At 36.0% G+C, this 11,091-nt stretch carries 11 protein-coding genes; all 11 read left to right on the plus strand.

Annotated features, from left to right (window positions below):
- Positions 1-60 precede the first annotated feature (60 nt).
- Complete coding sequence (dxr, locus tag ACKI5B_RS11785; protein WP_407428992.1) at positions 61-1,182, plus strand: 1-deoxy-D-xylulose-5-phosphate reductoisomerase; 1,122 nt, start codon at positions 61-63, stop codon at positions 1,180-1,182.
- A gap of 11 nt (positions 1,183-1,193) precedes the next feature.
- Positions 1,194-2,312, plus strand: a complete 1,119-nt coding sequence (gene rseP / locus ACKI5B_RS11790; protein WP_407428994.1) for an RIP metalloprotease RseP — start codon at positions 1,194-1,196, stop codon at positions 2,310-2,312.
- On the plus strand, positions 2,299-4,230 hold the full coding sequence (locus tag ACKI5B_RS11795; protein ID WP_407428996.1) for a WD40 repeat domain-containing protein: 1,932 nt from the start codon (positions 2,299-2,301) through the stop codon (positions 4,228-4,230). Before rseP ends, ACKI5B_RS11795 begins: the two co-directional genes overlap by 14 nt.
- A 26-nt stretch (positions 4,231-4,256) precedes the next feature.
- Positions 4,257-5,711, plus strand: coding sequence for an ankyrin repeat domain-containing protein (locus ACKI5B_RS11800; protein ID WP_407428998.1), 1,455 nt, complete (start codon positions 4,257-4,259; stop codon positions 5,709-5,711).
- A 21-nt stretch (positions 5,712-5,732) separates the two neighbouring features.
- Complete coding sequence (gene rsmD / locus ACKI5B_RS11805) at positions 5,733-6,290, plus strand: 16S rRNA (guanine(966)-N(2))-methyltransferase RsmD (protein ID WP_407429000.1); 558 nt, start codon at positions 5,733-5,735, stop codon at positions 6,288-6,290.
- 72 nt (positions 6,291-6,362) lie between these two features.
- The gene (locus tag ACKI5B_RS11810) at positions 6,363-6,701 is read left to right on the plus strand and encodes a hypothetical protein (protein ID WP_407429002.1); all 339 of its coding nucleotides are present in this window, start codon (positions 6,363-6,365) and stop codon (positions 6,699-6,701) included.
- Between the two features lie 26 nt (positions 6,702-6,727).
- On the plus strand, positions 6,728-7,879 hold the full coding sequence (locus ACKI5B_RS11815; RefSeq protein ID WP_407429004.1) for a tetratricopeptide repeat protein: 1,152 nt from the start codon (positions 6,728-6,730) through the stop codon (positions 7,877-7,879).
- A 48-nt stretch (positions 7,880-7,927) separates the two neighbouring features.
- Entirely contained in the window at positions 7,928-8,980 is a 1,053-nt protein-coding gene (gene rlmN / locus ACKI5B_RS11820; RefSeq protein WP_407429006.1) for a dual-specificity RNA methyltransferase RlmN, read from the plus strand.
- A gap of 66 nt (positions 8,981-9,046) precedes the next feature.
- Positions 9,047-9,256, plus strand: coding sequence for a cation transporter (locus ACKI5B_RS11825; RefSeq protein ID WP_407429008.1), 210 nt, complete (start codon positions 9,047-9,049; stop codon positions 9,254-9,256).
- Between the two features lie 3 nt (positions 9,257-9,259).
- Positions 9,260-10,252 carry a D-2-hydroxyacid dehydrogenase gene (locus ACKI5B_RS11830; RefSeq protein ID WP_407429010.1) on the plus strand — a complete coding sequence of 331 codons (993 nt, stop codon included), beginning with the start codon at positions 9,260-9,262 and terminating at the stop codon, positions 10,250-10,252.
- Between the two features lie 18 nt (positions 10,253-10,270).
- Positions 10,271-11,091, plus strand: an 821-nt coding sequence (locus tag ACKI5B_RS11835; protein ID WP_407429012.1) for an aconitase family protein, incomplete at its 3' end; no start/stop codon positions are given.

An 11,091-nucleotide genomic window follows, 5' to 3' on the forward strand; every position in this document is an offset into this window, starting at 1 on the left:
TTTTGTTGCCCCTGTATACTACTTCGGAATCAACTTTATATTTTAATTATTTAACTGCTTATGAGTGACTCAAAGAAAAAAATACTTGTTTTGGGCTGTACAGGTTCAATTGGAACAAGTACGCTTGATATTCTGCGTAACGAGAAAAATCGATTTGAATGCTGCGGTCTTTCTGCAAATTCAAAAAAAACAGAACTTGAAAATCTTTCAAAAGAATTCAACTGCCCTTTTACACTTACTAAAACAGACGGAATTGACGGAATAAAACGGCTTATAGACGAAACAAAGCCGGATATCGTTGTAAACGGAATTGCCGGAAGTGCCGGATTAAAGCCAAGTATGACAGTTTTAGATGCAGGAATTGATCTGGCACTTGCAAATAAAGAAACTGTTGTCATGGCAGGACCTTTAATGTTTGAAGCAGCAAAAAAGTCCGGTTCAAGAATTTTACCGGTAGATTCTGAACATTCAGCAATATTTACTCTTGTTAACAGCTGCGGAAAAGAAAACATCGATAAAATTGTAATCACTGCAAGCGGCGGTCCATTCAGAACATTTCCGCGCGAAAAGCTTAAATCAGTTACAATTCAGGATGCATTAAAACATCCAACATGGGACATGGGCGTTAAAATCACGATTGATTCTGCAACTCTTGGGAATAAAGGTCTTGAAGTAATCGAAGCAGTCCGACTTTTTGACGTAAGAGCAGAACAGGTTCAAGTCGTTGTACATCCTCAAAGTGTAATTCATTCACTTGTACAGACAAAAGACGGAATTGTTTACGGACAGTTTTCAGAACCTGACATGAAACACCCGATTTTGCAGGCTCTGGACTGGCCTGAAATTCTTCCTTCATTCATGAAGCCGTTTGATTTAACAGATACGCTGGATGGAACACGAACTCTAACCTTTGAAAAACCGCGTACAGATGATTTTCCAATGCTTTCACTTGCTTTTGAATGTGCAAAAAAAAGTGCTTCCTATCCGATTGTTTTTAATGCCGCAAATGAAGTTGCCGTTCAAGCTTTTATCGAAAATAAAATTGGATTCCTTGAAATTGCTGAACTTGTCAAAAATGTAATACATAAATACGAGTGGACTAAAATCCCGCGAGATTTATCAGATGTATTTGAAGCTGATAAACTTGCCCGTGAAAAAAGCAAAGAACAAATCATCCACTAAAATAAGATACTATGACAATTATAATCGGAATCATTTTTTTGGGAATCCTCGTTTTTCTTCATGAACTTGGACATTTTCTGGCTGCTAAACTTTCTGGAGTAAAAGTAGAAGCATTTTCAATCGGCATGGGACCGGTTTTACTTCACAAAGAATGGAAAGGCACAGACTGGCGTATTTCACTGCTTCCATTTGGTGGCTACTGTGCAATGAAAGGTGAACAGGATTTTGAAGAATACTATAACGGTAATTCACAGATTGACCATAATTCCTTTTATGGTGTTAAGGCAATTTTTCGTGCTTTTATAGGTTTTGCAGGTCCTTTAGCAAATTTTTTGTTTTCAGTCCTTGCATTTTTTATAATTGCGCTCACCGGCTACACTTATTATTCAGCAGGAAATACAATCCGGCTTGCAACCGAACAATATCCTGAACTTCATTCAGCTGCCAAAGAAGCAGGCATTACAAGCGGTGACAGAATTATCAGAATTAATGAAAAAGAAACAGAAGATTTTTCTGCCATTTACACTGAAATTGCTGCACACGGCGATGAGGATATTCTTATCGAAGTAGAACGAAACGGAGAAATTTTAAATTTTATTGTTCACACTGACTTAGACAAAAACACAGGTGAAGGAAAAATCGGCGTCATGAGCGATGAAACTTCAGTTGAACCACGACAAGCTGTACGCTACAGCTTTTTTCCTGCACTTTATCAGGGATTTTCTCAAACATTTAAATTGATTTACCTTTCCATTAAAGGAATTACAACCCTTTTTAAAGGCGTAAATATAACTGAAAGTATTGCAGGCCCAGCCCGGATTACGAATATGCTTGGTGAAACCGCAAGATCAGGTTTCTCAGCAGGATTTCGTGAAGGCTGTGTATCCGTTTTGCAATTCATGGCTTTAATTAGTATATCGCTTTTTATAATGAACCTGCTTCCAATTCCAATTCTTGACGGATTTTTAGTTTTGACTTCAGTTGTAGAAGCTGTTTTTGGTATTAAGGTTTCCCCAAAAGCGAAAAATATTGTACAATATGCAGGAATTGCACTGATTGCAATTCTTTTTACTCTGGCAATAAGCGGTGATTTTCATTATTTTTCGGAGCTGTTAAATGCAAAAAAATAAATTGGCTAAAATTAGTTTACTGACACTTTCAATCGCAGGTTTTAATTTTTCACTTTTCGCACAGTCTCATATTTCTACTCAGTCACATTCTGGAGGAGTAACAAATATATCATTCCTTGAAAATACAGACAGCTCAGTTTTTTCAAGCGGTACTGACGGATTTTTAATCAAATGGAGTGATGATGGAATCGGCGAACACTACCAGATTTCAGATCTGCCCATTAAAATGATTGCCAGAAGTCCAAATGGAAACGAAATTGCAGTATACGAAAGTGACGGAGCTTCATTAAATCGTGTTTCAGTCTGGAACTGGAAAACTTTGACAAGAAAATTTGCGTTCCGATTTACTGATTCACTTACAAGTCTTTCATATTCAGCTAAAGGTACATATATCATCTGTGGAACTGCAAATGTTGATGGACCGATTTTCTTAAATTCTGTTAATGGTTCAATAATCCGCAATAAAATCAAAGGTGATAAAAGTATAGTAAATTTTGTTTACACATCAGATTCAGAAAAATCATTAATTACCTATTCACCCAAAGGAACACTTGTTTATTACAATCTTCAAAATGGAAATGAAAAAGCAAGATTTAACACTGAATATGACTTGAATCAATTCTGTCTTTTTAACAATGGTGTTTTTGGCGCCGGTGTACGTGGAAATTCTATTTTTGTAATACAGGCAGTCACAGGAAATACTTTAGGAACTTTCAAAGCTAATAATCCAGTTTTAATTTCCCGCAATAAATCTAAAGACCTTTATTATATTGTTAATGATAACAGACAATTTAAGCTCTTTAAAATTTCTAATGACAGAAATAAAGCAGTTGTTTCTCCGGAATTACAAAGAACTTTTTCAGGCCTAAAAAACGGTGAAGAAATTGTTTGCGCAGCTTTAGCAGGCGAAGAAATTTATGCAGGGACAAATACCGGAAATATTTATAAATTTGATTATGCACAGTCTGAGCGTATTGATGTACAGCAGCCGTTTACAGATAAAATGTATGAATCAATTTATGATATTGCAGCCGTAGGAGAAGATTTTTATTTCCTTTCCCCTTCATCAATTTTTAAGTCTTCTTACGAAAGCAACATTATAGACAAAAAGGCTGTTAATTCTGGATATACCAGTTTAATACCGTATGGTGAAAATATAATTCTATGGACAAAAGATTCCAAAAAACCAGTCGTTCTATTAGAACTTTCATCAAACAAAATGATTCAACTTTTTAATCCGGAAGGTACAATTCAGATTTTAAAGCTTTATGGAAACAGTTTAATTGATATTGAATCGAATTCATCCGTAAATTTATTTGATATTTCAACTTCTCAAAAAAAGCAGTTATTTCAGGGAACAAGTATTCAGGATGCACTGCTCTACAATGAAAATGATTTATATATTGCAAAAACAAGTACCTCATCTTCAGCTTCACCGTTAGTTTATGTAAATATAAAGACACAGGAAACTGTTCCCCTTAATTCAATAAAAGGTACTGTAGTCTATTCACTCACATACAACCCGAATATCTCACAAAGTGAAATTTTTGGAATCACAATTTATACTAATTCCCAGACTAAGAAATTAACAACATCAGTTTTTGCATACAGACCATCTACAAAAAACATGCGTTATCTTCTTTCAATCTCAGATGAAGACAGTGAAGCATTTGCAACTCTTAATGAAAATATTTTATTCACAAATATCGGAAAAAGTCAGGTGCGCTCCGTTAATATTTCCACAAAACGAGATTTAACATACAGAAGATCTGCTTCAATGCCGATAAAAGCAATAACAAATAAGAGCAAAATGGTTGTTTTAAACCGGGATGGTTCGATCAGCTGGTACAATCCGACGCTGAATAATGTACTTGCAGACTGGTATCTTACAAGCGATGGAAACTGGTTTGAATTTTAAAAAAAACAGTTTATAATTTTAAATTAATGAAACAAGTCACTGCAATTTTTATATTTCTGTTTTCTCTTTTTTATATAACAGCAAGTCCATGGAGTGAACGGGCTTTTTATATTGTTGAATCTGAATCACAAAAAAATATTCGCCGTGCAATCGAAACTGACTACTCTTTTGTAAAATATACACGGGGTGCAGATAAAGAAAATGTTCTAATGGCTGCCCTAAAACATAATCGTGATAATGAAGTTATTTCCCTGCTGTTAAAAGCTGGTGTTTCTCCCGATTCTAAAACAAAAAATGGCGTAACTTCATTTATGTATGCATGCCAGTATGAAACAAATATAGATGTCATTGAGGACATGCTTAAAACCTCAGCTTTTCGTGATGCTGCAAAGAAAAAACGCATTCTTACAAAAGATAAAAATGGGCTTACATCTTTTGATTATGCAAGAATGAATGAAACTCACAGTGAGGATATTCTTGAAATTTTACGTCAGTACGCTGATGAACCTGCAAAAGAGCAGCCTGAAGATAACGAAAAACCACAGGAAAATACTGAAACTGGTTCTGAAGAAATTTCAGAAAGTATTCCTGAAGAAGCTCCTGTTGAAGTTCTTACAGAATCCGGAGAAAATTTAATTGCTGCTCCAGTTTTACCGGCAGAACCTGAAGTAAAAACTGAAGCTGTTGTTGAAAGCGAAGTAACTGAAGAAAAAGAGATTGTAAACAAACTTATTGATTTTGCAGAGGCTTCTTCAGATTCTAAAATTATCAGAGAAAGTATATATCTTTATGATTATGCTGATGATAAATATACAGCTTCCATAATTCCAGAAAGTCTGATTCTTGCAGAAGAATCTGCAAAAAAATTTATTTCCGACGCGAATAAAAAAGATTCATCTGGAAAAACAAAGCTGATGCAAGCAGCTAAAAGCGGTGATATTGCACTAATCGAAAACCTGCTTTATTCAGGAGCAGAAATAAATGCAAAAGATGATGACGGCTGGACTGCCTTAATGTATGCTGCACGATTTCAAAAAAATCCGGATGTTACACGGCTTTTACTGTATAAAGGTGCAGACCGTACCATAAAAAATAAATATGGTCTTACTTCCCTCCAGCTTGCAGCCGGATACTCGCAAAATTCTGATGTTGTTTCGGCTCTTTTAGACTCATGTAAACCTGATTCTGAAGAAGCCAGAGAAGCTTTTTTTTATGGTATCTCAAATTATAACAATACAGATGTTCTTCAGGCCTTTATCAATAAAAAAGTTCCCTTAAATATTCCCTATGATGGAAAAACTCCATTAATGATAGCCTGCCAGACAAACAATAATACCAAAATTATAGACTGGCTCTTAAAAAATGGAGCCTCAAAATATCAGGTAGAAGTTTCTACTGGCAAAACAGCATACGATTATGCAAAAGAAAACAAAAAGCTTCCTCATAATCTTACATACTGGTCTTTAAATCCAAATTCATAAATTTAAAAATAAGGAATCAAAATGCGTATTACCGGCGGAAAATTAAAAGGACGTGTCATAAAATGCCCTGACGGCATAATCAGGCCAGCGATGGACAGAATGAGAGAATCTGTTTTTGCAATTTTAGGGGATTTAGACGGAAAATCCTGGCTTGATTTATTTTCCGGAAGTGGAACAATAGCAATTGAAGCAGTTTCACGCGGTTCAAAAAGTGTACAGCTGTGTGAAAAAGATAAAATAAAAGTAAAACAGGTTCTGGAAAATGTTTCTATTACAGAAAAAGAACTTGGAGTAAAAATCGGCTGTCACTTTATGGCAGTAGAACTGTTCTTAAAACGCTGCAAAGACACATTTGATTATATATTTTTAGACCCGCCCTTCCCTTATAAATACAGGCTCGATTTACTTAAAATTATTGAACAGCGTTCACTCATCAATGAAAATGGACTTGTTATGATTCATTTTCCGGAAGAAGATATGCTTCCAGATCAAATCGGTTCTTTATCCTTAACAGATAAAAGAATTTACGGCCGTTCTATAGTTCATTTTTACTCGTATTCTGATAAAAATAAAAAATAATCTTAAATGAGGCTTGACTTTTCAAAAAAAAGTGTTAGCATTAAAGCAGTTAATAATTTCAGGTAAAAAAAGTTGGATGAAAATAAATTAAAAAGTACTTTATCTGCGCATAGTATTCCTGAAGGTTTTATCAAAGTCACAGATAAACCTGTTCAGGCTCTTACTTCTGAGCAAAAAGCCGTTCTCAACCGTAAAGGAAACGTACTCTTTAATGAAGGTAAGTATGATGCTGCCTGCAGAATTTTTGTTACGACCGGCTATTCCGATGGTTTAGTTCGTATTGGAGATATTTATAAAAAGCAAAACAGAGATTTAATTGCGCTGAAATATTATATATTAGCCAATAATAAAAATAAATCTCAGGCTCTTTATGAGAAGATTGCCAGTATTATTTCAATATTAATTAAGTAATTAAAAAAAAGTGAGGATATAAAAAAATGAGTGATGAATTATTTAAGGAATATGAAATTCCACAAATGGTAACAGAATATGTTCCTGAAGACGGGAAAGTTTCTGCAGAAATCTCTGAATTGTCAAAAAAAGGCTACCAGTTAATAAAAGATAACCGGATTGATGAAGCCAAAGAAGCTTTCAGTAAAATTCTAGAAATTGAAGATAATAATAATTACGCCCTTGTAGGTTTGGGTGATGCAGAACGAAAACAGGGAAAATTCCGCTCTGCAGAAGAATTTTACTCAAAATGCCTTGAATATCATCCTAATAACAGTTATGCATTATTTGGACTGGCTGACTGTTACAAAGCATTAAACCAGTATCATAAAGCCATTGCTATATGGGAGCAATATCTTGTTCATGATGACAGAAATATTACAGTTCTTACGCGTGTTGCTGATGCATATAGAAAAACCAGGGATTTTAAAAAATCAAAAGAACTTTATCTTTCAGTTTTAGACATGGAAGAAAACAATTCTTACGCATTAATTGGACTTGGTCATCTTCATTATGATTTTAAAGAATACCGCGATGCTCTTTACTACTGGACAAAAATGCTCGAAAAAAATGATGAACTTGTTGATATCCGTGTTTTAACTTCCATTGGAAACTGTCATAGAAAGTTAAAAACATTCGACAAAGGTGTCATGTACTTTGAACGTGCTTTAGAAAGAGAACCAAATAATTTTTATGCATTATTCGGTCTTGCAGACTGTTACCGTGGCATGAACCAACAGTTCCGGTCAATCGAATACTGGAACAAAATTCTTGAAATGGATCCGGACAATAAAGTTATTCTTACACGTGCAGGGGACGCTTACCGGAACACAGGTGATTATAAAACTGCAGCAGAATATTATACAAAGGCTATAGATATAGAATTTGATGTGTATGCTGCATTAGGACTTGCCTTAATTTGTAAAGGTGAAGGCCGTTATGAAGAAGCTGCCGAACGATTACAGGGACTTATAAAAGGTGATCCGCGCAATTTCCGTTTTTATATTGATTTGTCAGACTGCTACATAAAAATGAATCAAAAATCAAAAGCACTTGAAACATTAAAAGGTGTTTCACGCTACGGTGTCCGTTCTCCTGCAATCGCAGATATGATTAACCGTTTAGAACGAGAAGCCTAAATTTTCGACTTGTTCTGATACGGCTTTTTATAGTATTATCATTCACCTATGAATGAAAAAATTGCATTGGCAGCTCTTCTGCCGTCTGAAATCTGTGAATTTTTAGGACTAAAACAGTCTTTTCGTGGTAAGCAGATTTTTCAATGGATAGGAAAAGGAGCAGAATCTTTTGATGAAATGTCAAATCTTAGCAAAGATTTGAGAGAAATATTAAAAGAAAAATCCCTTCTCCGCTCTACAAAAGTTTCTAAGATTCTCAAAGATCCAGACGGAACAATAAAACTTCAGGTTGAACTTTCTGATGGTTTTGCCGTTGAAACAGTTTTACTTACCGACCGCGAAGAACGTAAAACAGCCTGTGTATCATGTCAGGTTGGCTGTGCAATGAACTGTGCTTTCTGTCAGACAGGTCATTTAGGCTTAGCAAGAAATTTAACAGCCGGTGAAATCGTAGAACAGTTCTTATATCTGGAAAAACATGCAGGTCCGTTAGATAATATTGTTTTCATGTGGATGGACGAACCTATGATGAATCTTGAAAATGTCCGAAAAGCTATTGCAATTCTTACCAGCAAAGACGGCAGGGCCCTTTCTGGCAGACGAATTACTCTTTCAACTTCCGGTGTAATAAAAGGAATTTATGATCTTGCAGATAATGGACCTGCAATAAGGCTTGCTGTTTCATTAACAACTGCACATAGTGATTTGCGTCAAAAATTAATGCCAATATGCAGGACAAATCCTCTGGAGGACTTAAGAAAAGCTATTGATTATTTTTCAAAAAAAACTGGAAAACGAGTTACTCTTGAAGCTGCTCTTTTACATGATACAAATACAAGTATTGAAAGTGCCACAAATATGATTAATTTTGCCCGCGGACTGGATGTACATGTGAATTTAATACCATGGAATCCTGTTGAAGGTCTGGAATTTTCTGAGCCAAGCGCAAAAGAATGTAAAAATTTTGTTCATCATCTTGAAAAAGCCGGAATTAATGTAACTTTACGTACAAGGCGCGGTCGTGAAATTGGCGGTGCCTGCGGTCAACTTGGAAAATCTTTAGCACAAACACAGGGTGGCGGTAAAAAACTCGCCGAATAATTTTAGTTGAACTTTTCCGACATTCAGTTTATAATTAAGTATCACATCAAATGGAGATGTTCTTAAATGCAGAAGAAAATTTACGTTGACGGTATGTTTGACCCGGACGTTGCTGCAAAAGTCGATGCGGCTGTAAAAGCAGTAGCTGGTGTTACAAACTGCAATGCAAACCCAGACAAATCACAGGTTCTTGTAGATTTTGATGAAGGTGTTGGTGGCATTGAAGATGCTATTAATGCAGCAATCTCTTCTACAGGAATTGCGGTGTTGGGTTAAGCAATGAAAATAACGGTTCTTGACGGGCACGGACTTAATCCTGGAGATGTATCTTGGGATTGTATAAAGGCTCTTTCAAGTGAATTTACAGTTTATGATCGTACTCCTCAAGAACTTGTTATCGAGCGAATCGACAACAGTGAAATAATTCTTCTGAATAAAATAAATATCACCAAAGAAATTGTAGAAAAATGCCCCAATCTCCGTTACATCGGAGTATTGGCGACAGGCTACAATGTGGTTGATGTAAAAGCCTGCCAAGAAAAAGGAATTACAGTTACAAATATTCCTTCTTATAGCACAGATGCAGTTGCACAGCATGTTTTTTCTTTTATTCTGCATTTTACAAATCAGGTTTCACTCCATTCAAAGTCTGTTCATGAAGGTAAATGGATTACAAATCCAGACTTCTGTTACTGGCTTTCTCCCCTTTCAGAACTTCCAGGTAAAATTTTAGGTATTTTTGGTTTCGGTCATATAGGTCAGCGTGTTGCAGAGATTGCAACAGCGTTCGGTATGAAGGTAATTGTTTGTGCTCATTCATCAGCTTCTTTTGAAAAGGCAAAGTCTTCATTAAATATTTCAGAATCAAAAAAATCCAAAATTTTACTAGTTTCAAAGGAAGAATTGTTCAGTCAGTCAGATTTTCTTTCACTTCATGCACCGCTCACGCCGGATACTAAAGAACTTGTTAACGAAAAAACATTATCCTTAATGAAATCTTCTTCTGTTTTAATAAACACTGCACGCGGTGGTATGATTAATGAACAGTCAGTTCGTTCTGCTCTTGATAATAAAAAAATTGCAGGTTATGCAGCAGACGTTCTTTTGAACGAACCTATGAATCAAGACTGCCCTCTTTATAAGGCTCCTGACTGCGTAATTACACCGCACCTTGCGTGGGCACCAAAAGAAACCCGTTTAAGGCTTTTGGATATTGAAGTTCAGAATATAAAAGCATTTTTGGCTGGCAAGCCGATTAATGTGGTAAAATAAAATATAGAGGTATTTAAAATGGGAAAGACGATTGCTCAAAAAATCTTTGAGTCACATCTTGTTGACACGCCGTTCGAAGGCACTTATGTTCTTAAGCTTGACCGCGTGTTCTGCCACGAAATCACAACTCCGGTTGCAATTAATGATCTTGTTGAACGTGGAAAGGATCGTGTTTTTGACCCTACAAAAATCAAAGCTGTAATTGATCACGTAACACCTTCAAAAGACAGCAAAACTGCTACTCAGTCAAAAATCTTACGTGACTGGGCACACAGAAATAACATTAAAGACTTCTTTGATATTGGTGCAAACGGTGTCTGCCATGCAATTTTCCCAGAAAAGGGCTTTGTAAGACCTGGCTACACTGTAATCATGGGTGATAGCCACACTTGTACTCATGGTGCTTTCGGTGCATTTGCTGCAGGTGTCGGAACTACAGACCTTGAAGTTGGAATCTTAAAAGGCGTATGTTCTTTCCGTGAACCAAAATCTATCAAATTCGTTTTGAACGGCAAGCTCAAGGAAGGCGTTTACGCAAAAGATGTTATCCTTCACTTAATCGGTAAAATCGGCGTAAACGGTGCTACAAACTGTGTAATCGAATTCACAGGTCCTGTCGTTGATAACATGGATATGGAAGAGCGCATGACTCTCTGTAATATGGCAATCGAAGCCGGTGGTACAAGCGGTATCTGCTTCCCTGATGCAAAAACCGTGGATTACCTCTGGGAATTCATCAAAGACGAATACAAGTCAAAAGAAGAAGCAATTGCAGACTATGCAAAATGGCGTGATGATGACGATGCAGAATATGTAAAAGTCATTACAGAAGATTTGAG

This window comes from Treponema sp. (genome assembly GCF_045657965.1).
Classification (GTDB): domain Bacteria; phylum Spirochaetota; class Spirochaetia; order Treponematales; family Treponemataceae; genus Treponema_D.

Bases quoted from the DNA above. Each gene is read 5' to 3' on its own strand.
- dxr (WP_407428992.1), top strand. From the start codon at position 61: ATGAGTGACTCAAAGAAAAAAATACTTGTTTTGGGCTGTACAGGTTCA.
- rseP (WP_407428994.1), top strand. From the start codon at position 1,194: ATGACAATTATAATCGGAATCATTTTTTTGGGAATCCTCGTTTTTCTT.
- ACKI5B_RS11795 (WP_407428996.1), top strand. From the start codon at position 2,299: ATGCAAAAAAATAAATTGGCTAAAATTAGTTTACTGACACTTTCAATC.
- ACKI5B_RS11800 (WP_407428998.1), top strand. From the start codon at position 4,257: ATGAAACAAGTCACTGCAATTTTTATATTTCTGTTTTCTCTTTTTTAT.
- rsmD (WP_407429000.1), top strand. From the start codon at position 5,733: ATGCGTATTACCGGCGGAAAATTAAAAGGACGTGTCATAAAATGCCCT.
- ACKI5B_RS11815 (WP_407429004.1), top strand. From the start codon at position 6,728: ATGAGTGATGAATTATTTAAGGAATATGAAATTCCACAAATGGTAACA.
- rlmN (WP_407429006.1), top strand. From the start codon at position 7,928: ATGAATGAAAAAATTGCATTGGCAGCTCTTCTGCCGTCTGAAATCTGT.
- ACKI5B_RS11825 (WP_407429008.1), top strand. From the start codon at position 9,047: ATGCAGAAGAAAATTTACGTTGACGGTATGTTTGACCCGGACGTTGCT.
- ACKI5B_RS11830 (WP_407429010.1), top strand. From the start codon at position 9,260: ATGAAAATAACGGTTCTTGACGGGCACGGACTTAATCCTGGAGATGTA.